13 protein-coding genes are annotated in these 16,461 nt (G+C 31.0%); 1 reads left to right on the forward strand and 12 read right to left on the reverse strand.

Annotation, left to right across the window (positions count from 1 at the left end; genetic code table 11):
* Positions 1-6 precede the first annotated feature (6 nt).
* From ACWJKS_RS12195 to ACWJKS_RS12215, 5 genes are all read right to left on the reverse strand, one after another.
* Positions 7-894, reverse strand: a complete 888-nt coding sequence (locus tag ACWJKS_RS12195; RefSeq protein ID WP_216303975.1) for a PH domain-containing protein — start codon at positions 892-894, stop codon at positions 7-9.
* Positions 895-1,057: 163 nt separating this feature from the next.
* Entirely contained in the window at positions 1,058-2,476 is a 1,419-nt protein-coding gene (locus tag ACWJKS_RS12200) for an IS1182 family transposase (protein WP_268064117.1), read from the reverse strand.
* A 177-nt stretch (positions 2,477-2,653) separates the two neighbouring features.
* Positions 2,654-3,751, reverse strand: a complete 1,098-nt coding sequence (rpoD, locus tag ACWJKS_RS12205) for an RNA polymerase sigma factor RpoD (RefSeq protein WP_165414745.1) — start codon at positions 3,749-3,751, stop codon at positions 2,654-2,656.
* A 22-nt stretch (positions 3,752-3,773) separates the two neighbouring features.
* Positions 3,774-5,543, reverse strand: coding sequence for a DNA primase (dnaG, locus tag ACWJKS_RS12210; protein ID WP_462959670.1), 1,770 nt, complete (start codon positions 5,541-5,543; stop codon positions 3,774-3,776).
* Positions 5,544-5,766: 223 nt separating this feature from the next.
* Positions 5,767-6,795, reverse strand: coding sequence for a deoxyguanosinetriphosphate triphosphohydrolase (locus ACWJKS_RS12215; RefSeq protein WP_462959671.1), 1,029 nt, complete (start codon positions 6,793-6,795; stop codon positions 5,767-5,769).
* Positions 6,796-6,976: 181 nt separating this feature from the next.
* On the opposite strand from ACWJKS_RS12215, the gene ACWJKS_RS12220 reads away from it, so the two are divergent.
* A complete protein-coding gene (locus ACWJKS_RS12220) occupies positions 6,977-8,041 on the forward strand; it encodes a CotS family spore coat protein (RefSeq protein ID WP_462959672.1) in 1,065 nt (354 codons plus the stop codon).
* Positions 8,042-8,153: 112 nt separating this feature from the next.
* Here the strand turns inward: ACWJKS_RS12220 and ACWJKS_RS12225 are convergent, their stop codons facing one another.
* The 7 genes from ACWJKS_RS12225 to ACWJKS_RS12255 all read right to left on the reverse strand — a co-directional run bounded on the left by ACWJKS_RS12225 (position 8,154) and on the right by ACWJKS_RS12255 (position 16,431).
* The gene (locus ACWJKS_RS12225) at positions 8,154-9,572 is read right to left on the reverse strand and encodes an IS1182 family transposase (protein ID WP_268064117.1); all 1,419 of its coding nucleotides are present in this window, start codon (positions 9,570-9,572) and stop codon (positions 8,154-8,156) included.
* Between the two features lie 191 nt (positions 9,573-9,763).
* Positions 9,764-12,400, reverse strand: a complete 2,637-nt coding sequence (ppdK, locus tag ACWJKS_RS12230) for a pyruvate, phosphate dikinase (RefSeq protein ID WP_216301807.1) — start codon at positions 12,398-12,400, stop codon at positions 9,764-9,766.
* 399 nt (positions 12,401-12,799) lie between these two features.
* Positions 12,800-13,408, reverse strand: a complete 609-nt coding sequence (locus ACWJKS_RS12235; RefSeq protein WP_216301806.1) for a DUF4342 domain-containing protein — start codon at positions 13,406-13,408, stop codon at positions 12,800-12,802.
* 64 nt (positions 13,409-13,472) lie between these two features.
* A complete protein-coding gene (gene recO, locus ACWJKS_RS12240) occupies positions 13,473-14,255 on the reverse strand; it encodes a DNA repair protein RecO (protein ID WP_462961078.1) in 783 nt (260 codons plus the stop codon).
* Entirely contained in the window at positions 14,252-15,133 is an 882-nt protein-coding gene (gene era / locus ACWJKS_RS12245) for a GTPase Era (RefSeq protein ID WP_165414665.1), read from the reverse strand. The genes recO and era overlap by 4 nt, the downstream gene beginning before the upstream one ends.
* Before the next feature lie 54 nt (positions 15,134-15,187).
* The gene (locus ACWJKS_RS12250) at positions 15,188-15,586 is read right to left on the reverse strand and encodes a cytidine deaminase (protein WP_216301805.1); all 399 of its coding nucleotides are present in this window, start codon (positions 15,584-15,586) and stop codon (positions 15,188-15,190) included.
* Positions 15,587-15,732: 146 nt separating this feature from the next.
* On the reverse strand, positions 15,733-16,431 hold the full coding sequence (locus ACWJKS_RS12255; RefSeq protein WP_165414663.1) for a diacylglycerol kinase: 699 nt from the start codon (positions 16,429-16,431) through the stop codon (positions 15,733-15,735).
* Positions 16,432-16,461: the final 30 nt, after the last annotated feature.

Raw genomic sequence — 16,461 nt, forward strand, 5'->3', positions numbered from 1 at the left:
TCATCCTTATCTAAAATTTATTAATATTTTAAACTGCAATATTAAAAATATCATTGCCACAATTAGTGCCATATAAATATATTTATATGCTGATTTCCTATCATGTTTTGCGCAAAAATAACTTGCATAATACATACAAAAAAGCAACGCCATATTTAATACCCCGTAAATCATCTGAGTAAATGCAAATTGTTTGCCTGTCCCCATTTGTATTGGATTAAAATTCGCATCAAAGTTTAAGGGCATAATATTAGGTATATTACGTTTCAAATATAATATAAGTGGATTTAAGGTTAATATTATTATTATTATACTTACACCCATTAAAGGTAAAATGAAGTGCTTGTCTTTATGAAGATTATAGCTATTATTTACTTTATATTTCCACTCTACCACATGTATATCATGATGTATTAAAGTTTCCTCAAATTTTTTATAATCTAGAGGCGAAACTGCATAATTCATGTTTTTAGTTTTTATGTAAAAAACATTTTTATTATTTGTAACAAACATTCTACACATTCCTATTTTTTCAATTACAAATCTACCCATTGCAAAATTATTAGTAGCTATACCATTAAGCTTAACCCCCTCAATTGTACCAGTTGAGATAGTGTATCCTCCAATTTCATTTAATGGTATAATTATTTTTTTTAATGATCCAACAGCATAAATTTTAAGATTTTCGTCATCAATAGTACATTTAAGTGATGCATAAAGCAAGATGTAATATCCTTGATATATATTACAAGACACTAATAATACCTTTAATAAACTAACTACGATGTATGAATTAGTAAACCTGAGCACTATTAATATTAATATATTATATAATGCAGTCGTGAGCAAAATAAACCCTAAACCGCGTCCCCTCTTTGATATGTACTTTCCCATTTAATCACCTTCTAAAGCATATTATAGCATATTTAAACCGACCTTGTAAATATTCATACATGATTCTACATGGAGTAGAAAAAACACCTTAAATAAGGTGTTTTCTCAGGTTGTTTACAAACCCAGTATATTTTTTTTATTATACTGGTTTTTTTACATGCAATTATGCGATAGCATTTTGAGTTATGGATAAATTTAAAATAACAACTATCTTCTTAGTTAGAAAATCAAAAAACAGTAAAGATAGCAGGCTAGCTATCTTTTTCATATTCTGCACTGCTGCTGTAAGCAGACACTGCTCTTGCACATTTTCTAATCCACGCATATGGCAATAGCGAAGCCCATGCAGTTGTTTTGAATCTGCGAAGCTTCGCTCTATAGTTTCTTTTCTTCTTCTATATATATTTCTGCCTTTATCTGTTCTGGTGAACTTTACAACATCTTCTTTATACGTTTCCCAAACATGTCTTCTAATAGTTTTAAACTTGCTTTTTGCAGAAAAGCATTGAGCTCTATTTGGACATATCTCGCAATATTTTGCATTACCAACATATTCTTTATATCCTTCTCTTGTTGTCGTTTTATAATGTAAAGCCCTTAAGTCAGGGCATACGTAAATGTCCTGCTCTTTAACATATTGGAATTTATTTTTTGTGTACATTCCTTTTGTATGTGGAGACCTACGGTATCCCATTACAGATTTTAATTCCCTCTCATATAGTTCTTTACATATAAGATTTGTAGCATAACCAGCATCTGCACCAACATATTTTGTATTAAAATTAAACTTTTTTATTTGCACATCTAATCTATCGATATAAGGATCAACATCATTTATGTTTCCAGGAGTAACATACACATCAGTAATTATATTATGTCTGCTATCGACAGTTCTGTGATCTAAATATGAGAAGCCTTCCGGCTTGCCATCTCTCATCATATATCCACTGTCGGGGTCGGTTGTGCTAACTTTAGTTTCTTTTATTTTGGTAACAGGTTCTTTTTCCTTTAAAGGTTTTTTACCATGGTTTATTCTATCTTCTTCCACTGCTTTATTAAGTTCAGCTACATATTCTTTCGGCGTTTTTTCAACTTCAATTTTCACAAGCTTTCGCTTATTAGCATTTGCTTTTAGGTGTGTAGAGTCTGTGTAAAGTATTTTACCGGTTACCATCTTAAGATTTATAGCCTTAAATACTACTTCGTCAAATATTTTTTGAAACACATCTGTACCTTTAAACCGTCTACGTCTATTTTGGCTAATTGTTGAATGATCTGGAATAGGATCAGTAAGACTTAGTCCTAGAAACCATCTATAAGCCACATTTACTTCAATGTCCTTTACAAGTTGTCGTTCAGATTTTATTCCAAATAAGTACCCAATAAACAGCATTTTAAAAAGTATAATAGGATCTACGCCAGGTCTTCCATTATCTAAGCAGTAATATTTTTTAGTCAGTTCTCTTATAAAAGAGAAATCCATGTATTTATCTATATTTCTCAGAATATGGTCTTTAGGAACTAAATCTTCTAAATACACCATTTCTAGTTTTTGTTGTGTGAAGTTCTTTTCATTAATCATAATAATGCCCTCCGAATTATAAAGTTTGTATCCTATATATATTCGACATTGATGTCCTAAAATCCTTTTTGAATATGAAAAAAACACTCCAATTTTAAATTAGAGTGTTTTACATTTTATGTTTGTCAACGGTCTGAAAAAACACCTTAAATAAGGTGTTTTCTTAAGTATACTGTTCTAATCTAAGTAATCTTTTAGTTTTTTACTTCTACTTGGGTGCCTTAATTTACGTAAAGCCTTTGCTTCAATTTGTCTAATTCTTTCACGAGTTACATTAAACTCTTTTCCAACTTCCTCGAGGGTCCTTGCCCTTCCATCATCTAGTCCAAATCTTAATCTTAAAACCTTTTCTTCTCTAGGAGTCAAAGTATCTAAAACGTTGATTAATTGCTCTTTTAACATTGTAAATGCAGCAGCTTCTGCTGGTGCAAGAGCATCATCATCAGGAATAAAATCGCCTAAATGACTATCTTCTTCTTCACCTATAGGAGTCTCTAGCGATACTGGCTCTTGTGCAATTTTCATAATTTCTCTAACTTTTGCTACAGGCATTTCCATTTTTTCAGCAACTTCATCTGGTTGGGGTTCACGTCCAAGTTCTTGTAGCAATTGCCTTGAAACTCTAATAAGCTTATTTATAGTTTCAACCATATGTACAGGTATCCTTATAGTTCTTGCTTGGTCGGCTATTGCTCTAGTTATTGCCTGTCTAATCCACCATGTAGCATAAGTACTAAATTTAAAGCCTTTTCTATAATCATATTTTTCTACGGCTTTTATTAGTCCTAAATTACCTTCTTGAATAAGATCTAAAAATAGCATTCCGCGACCAACATATCTTTTAGCTATACTTACCACGAGTCTTAAATTAGCCTCTGCTAGTTTTTTCTTAGCAGCTAGATCTCCTTCTTCATTTCTTTTAGCAAGATCAATTTCCTCACTTGATGATAATAAAGCAACTTTTCCAATTTCTTTTAAATACATCCTAACAGGGTCGTCTATAGATACGCCTTCGGGTATGCTAACATCCAGTTCTTCAGTTTCTGGTTCAGTTTCAGCTTGAGCTCCAGTCGCAGGTGCAGCAGCTTGATGCATATCACCAATAACCTCTATCTCCATTGATTCTAAAACTTCATAAACCTTTTCTATTTGTTCTGGACTTAAATCTATCTCATAAAGTTCTTCCATTATTTCTTTATAAGTTAAAGATCCTTTTTTCTTCCCTTTTTCCATAAGTTTTTTGACTATAGTCATTTTCGAACTTTTATCCTTCATCATATTACCTCCTTTCAAATTACTATAATTGTTTTAGATCTTTTTGCATTTCTATAAGTTTTTGGGCTAATTGTATAGATTCTTCTAGCAAACCTTTTGATTCATATTGTTTGATTTTATTCATAATTTCTTTTTTCGACTCCTCTAACTTGAATTTTTTAAGTTCTTTAATGCAGTCATTTATAAGTTTTTTATGATCCTCTTCATCTCCTGAAAATTCAATTTCCATAGTATTTATCCACTCTTTTGTACATTCTATATCATTACATATAAATTCAATTTTTTTAGTTTTTTCATCTTTTGTTAAGTTTTTATATTTAACAATTAATGTATATATACTTTTATGACTTTGAAGTACCAATTGTTCTAGGTCCAAGTTTTCTGTGATATAATTACAATTTTCTTCATTTATAAACATAAATTTCAACAAATTTCTTTCAGCCTTAATATAAGCTGGCTCTAAGTATAATTTTTGTCCAAAATCTTGTTGCATATTCATTTTTTTGGTTTTTTTTGCATTTTTGTTGATTTCGTCACTTAGTAGGTCATATATTGCCTGTTCTTTGATGCCTGTTTCCTCAGAAACCTTTTTTATATAAACATCTTTTTCGACAGGATCTAAATCTGCAATAATTTCAGTAACCTTTTTCACATATTGTATTATCATTTCACTATTCGAAAAATTTATTCCGTCACCTGCTCTTTTAATCCTATAATATATTAAGGGGAGAGCATCATCCACTAATTTCTGAAAAGCCTGCTTTCCGTTGTTTTTTATATATTCATCAGGATCCTTATCCTTTGGAACTATCAGCACCCTTAAATCAAAACCTTCAGTCCTTAATATCTCAAGGCCCCTTAATGTTGCTGCTTGGCCTGCTACATCAGCATCATATGAAATAATAACTTTGTCTACATGTTTTTTCAATAATTTTGCTTGATTAATAGTAAGTGCCGTCCCCAGGGACGCAACGGCATTTGAAAACCCATATTGATGAAGTGAAATACAATCCATATATCCCTCTACAATTATTATTGTTCGAGACCTATTATTTTTTATTACAAAATTCAATCCATAAAGATGTAGCCCCTTATGAAATAATGGTGTCTCAGGTGAATTTAAATATTTAGGTTTTGAATCATCTAAAACCCTTCCTCCAAATCCGATGACGCTGCCTTTATAATCAAACACAGGAAACATTATTCTATTTCTAAACCTATCATAATAGGAATTTTTAGGACTTTTAATAATTAATCCTATACTAAGTAAATCTAATTCGGAGTAGCCTTTCCTTTTCAGGTATAATAACAATCCATCCCATTTATCAAACGAAAACCCTAAACCAAATTTTTTCATAGTAACTTCCGTAATTCCTCGGTTTAAGAAATATGTTTCAGCCTTCTTGTCCTTTCTTAAATTGTCATAAAAATACCTAGCCGCTGCTACATTAATATTGTACATTTTTTTATACATGTCTTTTTGAACATTATTTTCCTCTTTGTCCATTTCTATACTAATGTTAGCTCTCTCAGCGAGTACCCTTGCTGCTTCAGGAAAATTTACATTCCTATCCTTCATAATATAACTAATTACATTCCCAGCTTCACCACATCCAAAGCATTTATAAATTTGCTTTTCCTCAGACACTGTGAAAGAAGGACTCTTCTCATTATGAAAAGGACAAAGACCAATATAATTTCGCCCCGCTTTCTTAAGTTTAACCCTTTCAGATATTACATCCACAATATCATTTTGTTCCTTAATTTTTCGGATAACATCTTCAGCAATCAATAGATTATTACCACCTTACTTATATAAGTTCACAATATAATTTTATTCGACAAAAAAGTGTATTATCCTTCTTTAAAATCATTTTTTTTAAAAAAAATTATGTTTGCTTATACTATATTCTTTATAAAACACAAATTTCCTTCAATATTTGTATTTTTTATTTTTTATTTATAAATTTTATATTAATATGTTTTCCAAACCCAATATTTGTTTCTATCATATTTTAATAAATAACAACCCTAGGCACATATAAATCATTAAAAAGCATTAAACAATAGTCATCACTCATACCAGAAATATAATCTGCTACTCCTATATGTAGACCTTCATACTTAACTATGCTTTTATAAAAGTCCGGCATAGCCAGTGGATTATTATAGTAATGTTTAAATACATGAGTTACCACAAATTGTGATTTTTGTCTTTCTGCCTTTAAGATTTCACCTTTGTATATATTTTCAAACATAAAATTTCTTAATTCACCCAATGCACTTCCAACACCTTCACTAAGTGATACACCTATATCCCCTATATCTAAGTTATTTATGGTGTTATAAATACAGTCTTTAACTAAAGTATCAATTCGCTTGCCATGATTTGCCCCTAATACTTCAATAGCACCTGGAGGTAGCATTGCTTCAGTTAACAATCCTACTCTTATAGAATCGTCTATATCATGATTTACGTATGCAATCTTGTCACTATACCTAACAACCTGACCTTCAAGTGTTGAAGCCTTTCCAATTTTAGAAGAAAACCCACTATGATTGAGAATTCCATCTAGCACTTCCGCGCTCAAATTAAGACCAGCACCTAATTTTTCAATTTTTGTTAAAACTCTAATACTATTTTCATTGTGCCTAAATCCTTGTGGCAAAATATCATTAAGCACCTCTTCACCATTATGAGCAAAAGGTACGTGCCCTATATCGTGACCCATTGCTATAGCTTCTATTAAATCTTCATTTAAGCCTATGCCTCTCCCTATAGTTTTAGCTATCTGTGCAACTTCTAAGGTATGTGTTAATCTTGTTCTATAGTGATCACTACTAGTCTTTATGTATACTTGAGTTTTATGCTTCAATCTTCTAAATGATTTACTATGTATTATCCTATCTCTATCCACCATATAACAGGTTCTTACCTCATCCTTATCCTCTAATACTTTCCTTCCTTTTGAGTTTAGAGATAACGCCCCATATCGTATAATGCTATTACCTTCATTAGTTTCTATTTTTTTGCGAATATCCATGGTTTTCCTCCTAAATTTAGGCATCTTCTAAAAACGGTTGATAAGTATGCATATTATTTTTTAAAGACGCTTTAGTTAGTATTCTACGAATCAAATTAATTTCCCTTTTTTAATGTTAAATGTATAATATTAAAGTTTTATTAATATCCTAATAATGTAATAATTTTTTAGGAGTGTTAAGATGCCATCTACGGCTAAAAACTTTAATAACATAAATTTATTGTCTGCCGAAAATGTAAAAAGACACATTCTGCCTCAATATAACTTAACTAATGCTGATATCACGCAAATCAAATTTAAAGATACAGATAAACAAAGGGCTGTATATAAAGTGCAAGACTTTGGTAAATGCTATTGTTTAAAAAAAGTTTATTATTCTATAAACGATTTATTATTTGTATACTCAGCTATAGAATGGTTATACAGAAATAATATCCATGTACCTCGCATACTTCCTACAAACACAAATAACAGATTTGTAAACTATAATAATATGTTATTTATACTCACCCCCTGGATTAATGGTATAAAATGTGATTATGATAATATTAATCATATTCTATTATGTAGTACCAACCTTGCAAATATGCATAAAGTCAGCATTAACTTTATGCCTATATATGGAAGTTCCATAAAAGAGGACTTTAGCCCTTTGAGCCCTTCCATATATAAACACTATGAAGGCCTTCTTAATTCCTCTAATTTGGCTTATAAATATAATGATGCCTTTTCAACTCTATATCTTAATCATTTTGAAACAAGTAGTAAGCTAGCTAAATATTCTGCAAACATTGCTTATGATATCAACCCCAATAATCTTACAAAATCATTATGCCACCTTGACTATGTTAATAAAAATATTATATTTGATACTAATAATGAAATATGGGTAATTGATTTTGATAAATGTAGAAATGACTTTTGCGCCCATGATATTTCCTATTGTTTAAGGCGCCTACTGAAAAGAGATAGTACAAAATGGGATTTAGAGCTAGCAATAAATTTTTTAGAATTATATGATAAAATCCTACCTTTAACCTTGGATGATTACAAATATATTTTTGTTTATTTGGCTTTCCCCCAAAGATATTGGAAAATATCAAGAGATTATTATAGTAATATTAACAAATGTAATAAAAAAGCCTTCTTACGCCTGCTAGATAACGCAACTAACAATAATGAATATCAATTAGATTTTGTTGAAAAGTTTAAAACGTATATTAAAAGTAAATTTAAAATAACATAATAAATTTGATATTTTAATTCTGTTAAAAGTAAAAAGCCACTGCTTTGCAGTGGCTCAGGTTGTTTACAAACCCAGTATATTTTTTTTATTATACTGGTTTTTTTACATGCAATTATGCGATAGCATTTTGAGTTATGGATAAATTTAAAATAACAACTATCTTCTTAGTTAGAAAATCAAAAAACAGTAAAGATAGCAGGCTAGCTATCTTTTTCATATTCTGCACTGCTGCTGTAAGCAGACACTGCTCTTGCACATTTTCTAATCCACGCATATGGCAATAGCGAAGCCCATGCAGTTGTTTTGAATCTGCGAAGCTTCGCTCTATAGTTTCTTTTCTTCTTCTATATATATTTCTGCCTTTATCTGTTCTGGTGAACTTTACAACATCTTCTTTATACGTTTCCCAAACATGTCTTCTAATAGTTTTAAACTTGCTTTTTGCAGAAAAGCATTGAGCTCTATTTGGACATATCTCGCAATATTTTGCATTACCAACATATTCTTTATATCCTTCTCTTGTTGTCGTTTTATAATGTAAAGCCCTTAAGTCAGGGCATACGTAAATGTCCTGCTCTTTAACATATTGGAATTTATTTTTTGTGTACATTCCTTTTGTATGTGGAGACCTACGGTATCCCATTACAGATTTTAATTCCCTCTCATATAGTTCTTTACATATAAGATTTGTAGCATAACCAGCATCTGCACCAACATATTTTGTATTAAAATTAAACTTTTTTATTTGCACATCTAATCTATCGATATAAGGATCAACATCATTTATGTTTCCAGGAGTAACATACACATCAGTAATTATATTATGTCTGCTATCGACAGTTCTGTGATCTAAATATGAGAAGCCTTCCGGCTTGCCATCTCTCATCATATATCCACTGTCGGGGTCGGTTGTGCTAACTTTAGTTTCTTTTATTTTGGTAACAGGTTCTTTTTCCTTTAAAGGTTTTTTACCATGGTTTATTCTATCTTCTTCCACTGCTTTATTAAGTTCAGCTACATATTCTTTCGGCGTTTTTTCAACTTCAATTTTCACAAGCTTTCGCTTATTAGCATTTGCTTTTAGGTGTGTAGAGTCTGTGTAAAGTATTTTACCGGTTACCATCTTAAGATTTATAGCCTTAAATACTACTTCGTCAAATATTTTTTGAAACACATCTGTACCTTTAAACCGTCTACGTCTATTTTGGCTAATTGTTGAATGATCTGGAATAGGATCAGTAAGACTTAGTCCTAGAAACCATCTATAAGCCACATTTACTTCAATGTCCTTTACAAGTTGTCGTTCAGATTTTATTCCAAATAAGTACCCAATAAACAGCATTTTAAAAAGTATAATAGGATCTACGCCAGGTCTTCCATTATCTAAGCAGTAATATTTTTTAGTCAGTTCTCTTATAAAAGAGAAATCCATGTATTTATCTATATTTCTCAGAATATGGTCTTTAGGAACTAAATCTTCTAAATACACCATTTCTAGTTTTTGTTGTGTGAAGTTCTTTTCATTAATCATAATAATGCCCTCCGAATTATAAAGTTTGTATACTATATATATTCGACATTGATGTCCTAAAATCCTTTTTGAATATGAAAAAAAACACTCCAATTTTAAATTAGAGTGTTTTACATTTTATGTTTGTCAACGGTCTGAGCCACTGCTTTGCAGTGGCTTTTTACTTTTAATTGATTAATTACATTTAAATATTATTTTTTTCTCGGATTATTTATTTCAGCCTGAGCCGCTGCAAGTCTTGCAACCGGAACCCTAAATGGTGAACATGATACATAATCAAGTCCTACATTATGACAGAATTCAACAGAAGATGGATCTCCACCATGTTCTCCACATATCCCAAGTTTTATACCCGGATTAGCCTCTCGTCCAAGATCAGCTGCCATTTTGACGAGTTTGCCTACTCCTGTTTGATCTAATTTTTGGAATGGATCAAATTCATAAACTTTCTTTTCATAGTAATGTTTTAAGAAGTTTCCAGCATCATCTCTTGAAAATCCAAAAGTCATTTGCGTTAAGTCATTTGTTCCAAATGAGAAGAAATCTGCTTCTTTTGCTATTAAATCAGCTGTAAGTGCGGCTCTTGGTATTTCAATCATTGTACCAACCATGTATTTTAAATCAATGCCTGACTCAGCTATGATTTGATCAGCTACCCTTACTACTATATCTTTAACATATTTTAATTCTCTAACTTCCCCAACTAAAGGAATCATTATTTCTGGAACAATATTGTATCCTTTTCTAGTTTTAACATCTATAGCTGCTTCAATAACCGATCTAGTTTGCATCTCAGCTATCTCAGGATATGATACTGCAAGTCTGCATCCTCTATGTCCCATCATTGGGTTAACTTCATGCAATGATTCAACAGTAGCTTTTAACTCTGCAAAAGTTATTCCCATGTCTCTTGCTAATTCTTTTATATCTTCATCAGCATGCGGTAAAAATTCATGTAGCGGTGGATCTAAAAATCTGATTGTAGTTGGTCTTTCTTCAACTTCTTCATAGATTCCTATAAAGTCCTCTCTTTGCATTGGTAATAATTTTTGTAATGCTAATCTTCTTGAATCTTCATCTTTAGCAACAATCATTTCTCTTATAACCATTATTCTATCGGCATCAAAGAACATATGCTCTGTTCTACATAGTCCTATACCCTCAGCTCCATATTTAACTGCTTGAGCAGCATCCCTTGGAGTGTCGGCATTAGTTCTAACTTTTAATCTTCTTATTTCATCAGCCCAGCCCATAAATATTTCAAAATAACCATTTATTTCAGGCTCAACCGTTTTAATTGTTCCAGCGTATACATTTCCTGTACTTCCATCCATTGAAATAAAGTCGCCTTCATTATATATCGTTTGTCCAATTTGGAAACTCTTAGCTTCTTCATTAACTTTTAAGTCTGAGCATCCAGCAACACAACAAGTCCCCATTCCTCTTGCAACAACCGCAGCGTGCGATGTCATTCCACCTCTCACTGTTAAGATACCTTCTGCAGCAACCATACCTTCGATGTCTTCTGGTGAGGTCTCAAGCCTTACAAGGATAACTTTATTTCCAGCTTCATGTTTAATTTTTGCATCTTCAGCCGTAAAGTAAACTTTTCCACAGGCAGCTCCAGGAGATGCTGGTAAGCCTTTAGCTATTACTATAGCTTTCTTTAATTCTTTTGCATCAAAGTTAGGGTGGAGTAATGTATCTAGTTGTTTTGGCTCAACCTTCATTATAGCTTCTTTCTTTGATAACATTCCTTCTTCAACGAGTTCTACCGCAATTTTTAATGCGGCTTGCACCGTTCTCTTACCGTTTCTTGTTTGTAAAAAGTATAATTTTCCATCTTCGATTGTAAACTCCATATCTTGCATATCTTTGTGGTGAGTTTCGAGGGTCTTAACAATTCCCATGAATTCTTCATATACTTTTGGCATATCTTTTTCAAGTTGTGATATATCTTGTGGTGTTCTTATCCCTGCAACAACGTCTTCCCCTTGTGCATTCATTAAGTACTCAGCATATATTCTTTTTTCTCCTGTAGATGGATTTCTTGAGAAAGCAACACCCGTTCCTGATGTTTCTCCTTTGTTACCAAATACCATTTCTTGAACGCTTACCGCAGTTCCCCAATTTCCTGGAATATCATTTAATCTTCTATATACATTTGCACGAGGATTATCCCATGATCTAAATACTGCCGAAACAGCCTCTATTAACTGACTTTTAGGATCACTTGGAAATTCTTCACGTTTATATTCTTTGTAGAATTCTTTAAATTGTTTAACTAATTCTTTTAGGTCACTCGCATCTAATTCTGTATCAAATTTTACGCCTTTTTCTTCTTTCATTTTATCCATCATGTTTTCAAAGTTTCTTTTTTCAATATTCATAACAACATCAGCAAACATTTGGATAAACCTTCTGTAAGAGTCATAAGCAAATCTTGGATTATTCGTTAATTTTGCCATAACTTCTACTGTATCATCATTTAATCCAAGATTTAAGATCGTATCCATCATACCAGGCATCGATGCTCTTGCCCCAGATCTAACTGATACAAGTAATGGATTTTCTAAACTTCCAAACTTCTTTCCTGTAATGTTTTCAAGTTCAGCCATTTTAGCATGAATTTCATGAATAATCTCGGATGCGATCAATTGACCATCTTCATAGTATTTATTACAAGCTTCTGTAGTTACTGTGAATCCCTGTGGAACTGGAATCCCAAGACTTGTCATATCTGCAAGATTTGCACCTTTCCCACCTAAAAGGTTTTTCATTGACATATTACCTTCACTAAATAAGTATACATATTTTCTGTTTTCCATTTTAACCCAACTCCTTCTAAATTATATATGATAATTAGTATATAAATATACCATTAACTACATTAACACCATATTAACGAGATTTCGGAAGGAAAGTCTCCTTATGAATTCGTTAATGTTACAGCTTCGCAGAAGATTATTTAACCTTACTCAGGCTTTTTAAAATGGTATATACTTGAAATAAAACGTTTCCACAAAATGATGTTATACTAAATTTTTACATACCCTTCCTAACATTATACCACGTTTTTACAATCAAATGTATCATGATTTAATCACTTTTTGTTTAAGATATAGTTAGATTTTCACTTATATAAAGCCAGCAACTAATAAGTTGCTGGCTTTATATAAGTGAAAATAGCATTGATCAAAGTTTTAAAATATAGAAAAGAGAATACATTAGTTACTCTTTTCTTCTTCTTTTTTCTGCTCATCAAATTTAACAGTATATTGATATACATTTTCATTATTGCTATCTTTGATATCTTTGCTACCTTTGCTAAGACTGTCTTTTGTTTCATTAATTTTTTCTATTACATCTTCACTTATATCACTCACTTTGCCTTTTACTTCTTCAACTGTGTTTTTAATAATAGTATTAATAAACTCCACAGAACCGTCCTCTTTAGTTATCTCAATATTAACCTTTGTGATTACTGCTGTTAATAATCCTATGCCAATTAAAGAGGGCATATATAATCCAACGAGACCTGCTGCAATACCAGCATTAACAGGTATATCTATAATCACAGTTTCATCTTTTTTTATTTTTATTCTTGTTACAGTTCCTTTTCGTGCTGTATTTTTTATCCAAGTTACAAATTCATCCTTAGTCGTGTACATTTCTTTCATATTAAATTTTTCAGTTTTTTTTTGTTTTGCTTCGATATAAATCAAAGCATTAACTACATCACCATCACATTCTTCTAATGCTTCCTTAGCATCAGTGTACGTAACTCCTGTTCGTTCTTTAACAATATCAATCTTCTCTAGTGTAATTTCTGCCATTAAAATATTCCTCCTTATAATTTGTCCAGTTGTAAATAACAATTATTCATTGTTATTCACCCACTTATAAAAGTGGGCGACTTTCCTTTTGAAATGTCATTAAGTAATTAAACATTTCTAAGCTCTTCGGCTTACGTGTATAATTTTGGGAAATAATAAAGGATAAAATTTTATACAACTCGAGCTTGGATGTTTTTGAAACAATAATTCTATTAATTTTATCCATACCAAAATTGTTTAAGAATTTTAATGTATTATATGTAGGATTTGAAATATATATACTATTTAATTTTTCACACTCTTTACAAATTGGACCATAAGATATTAAATCAATGTTATTAGACATGGTTATTTTTTTTCTACATTTAACGCAGTAGTTAAAATTTAATGCATAACCTGTTGCCTTTAGAATTCTTATTTCAAAAGTTCTGGCTAGGACTTCTATATCCATAACGTCATTTTTTATGAAATAAAAGGCAGTAACTAAATTTATAAAAAGTTCTTTATTAACCTCTTCATTCTCCATTGTTATATCAATTAATTCATTAAAATACGAGGCATAAGTAATTGTATCTAGGTCCCTTAATAATTGCTGAAAAGAATCTATAATTGTAATTTCATTTATTGTATATAAATTTTTCCCTTTAAAAAGCACAAATTCTCCATAGCAGCAAGGTAAGGTCGATGATATATATCTGCTTTTATTTTTTCTGCCTCCCTTTGCTATGGCTGTTATTTTTCCAAATTCTTCAGTAAAAAGCCAAACTAACTTGTCAGTCTCTTTAAACTCTTGTGTCTTTATAACAATGGCCCTAGTTTTTAAAATTGACAGAAAATCATCCCCTATTTATATCCTAACTCTTTCAAAATACTCGAAGTATCTCTCCATTCCTTCTTTACCTTTACCCATAATCTCAGATGTATGTTTTCTCCTAATAATTTCATTATATCTTGTCTTGCATAAGTAGAAATTTGTTTTAGGGTTTTTCCACCTTTTCCAATTATTATTCCCTTATGAGAATCTTTTTCGCAAAGCAAGTTAACTTCAATATTGTAGATCTCTTTTTTATCTCTTTTCATAGAAATAATTTCTACTGCTATTCCATGAGGCACTTCTTGCGATAATAATTTCAAAGCTTTTTCTCTTATAATTTCAGTAATAATGAATCTTTCTTGCTGATCTGTAATCATATCTTCTGGGTAATATAAAGGTCCCTCTGGAATGTGCTCTTCTACAAGTTTAGTAACTATATCAATATTTTTACCTTTTATAGCTGCAATTGGTATTATTTCTTTAAAATTAAAATACTCAGAATAACCTTGAATAGTTTTAGCTACCCTCTCTTGAGTATTCTCATCAATCTTATTAACTAATAAAAACACGGGTATCTTAGTATCTTTAAATTGTTCAAGAATATGCATATCACCTTTATCAATTTCATCTCCTGGCGTAGTTATAAATAATATAACATCTACTTCACTAGCAGATTGCTTTGCTACTTTAACCATATATTCTCCTAGTTTATGTCTAGGTTTATGCATTCCTGGAGTATCTACAAATATTATTTGAGATTCTTTAGTAGTTAAAATGGTTTGTATGTTATTTCTTGTAGTTTGGGGTCTATTAGACACAATTGATAATTTCTCCCCCATAATATAATTTATTAATGTAGATTTTCCTACATTAGGTCGTCCTATAATAGTTACGTATCCCGATTTAAACATATATCCTCCTTTTGATTATCTTTAGTAAATAGTATTTATTAATTATTTGTTATCTTACTTTAATAAATCTTCTTTAGTAAAAGCACCTGGTAAAATTTCATCCATAGTCTTAATTATATAATTTTCTTCATTTTTTACCAATATAATATCAATATCATTTGTGGCAAATTCTACTATAACTTGTCTGCAAATACCACATGGATAGGTATTAGTTGACATATCTCCAACTATAGCAATAGCCTTGATTTTTTTATGCCCCTCAGATACAGCTTTGAAAATTGCTGTTCTTTCGGCACAATTAGTAGCTCCATAGGAAGCATTCTCAATATTGCATCCAGTATATATTGACCCATCTTCAGTAACAACTGCTGCGCCTACCTTGAATTTCGAATATGGCACATATGCATTTGCTCTAGCATCTATTGCTATTCTAGCTAACTTTTTATAATCCATTAGTACACTCCTATTCAAATAATTTGACAGTTATTCTTCACATATACACGAAAAATCACGTATACCAATTATATCACTAAATATTAGTATTTCAATAATATTATAATTATATTTCGGATATTAGTCATTAGACATAAAAAAATTAATTATCCTAAAATTTTAAATAGTAGCAATGTTAATAAAGTCCCAAAAACACCACCAAAAACCACTTCCAAGATAGAATGAATTTCTGAATCAACCCTACTTTGTGCAACAATTACAGCTAGCAAGTATGATAACACCATAATTAAAGGTTCATTCGTTAATAATGTTATGGCTGTAGCTACTGAAAAAGCTATGGTACTGTGACCGCTAGGCATTCCTCCTCTGAGTGGTGTTCCTTCTCCATAAATTGCCTTAACTATTACTGTAGCAATGCAAATTATAACCAGCATAAAAAAGATCATGTCAGGGTCAGATTTTTTAAGTTTTAACATAACTGTCATGTTAAAAGGAGTTATTCTATCCCAAAATATCACATAACCAACTAAGACTGAATTTATAGCGGTTACTAGTACTGCGCCAGCAGCGACATTTTTAGCAATTTTGGCTAGTGGATGATAAAAATTTGTTGTAGCATCTATGGCACATTCTACTGCCGTATTTATCATTTCAGCAACTATGACCATTGTTATAGTCATGGTAATAATTAAAAGTTCAATCTTTGACAAATCATAAAAAAAAGTGGCAGTAAGCACTACTATTGTAGTTAACATATGTATCTTCATATTTCTTTGCGTGCGAATGGAATATATGATTCCTTCAATAGCATAATTAAAACTATCAACTAATTTCTTAACCTTCATCCTTAACCACCTTTAAAAATATTCTCATGC

The sequence above is a fragment of the Clostridium sp. CM038 genome (assembly GCF_055081105.1).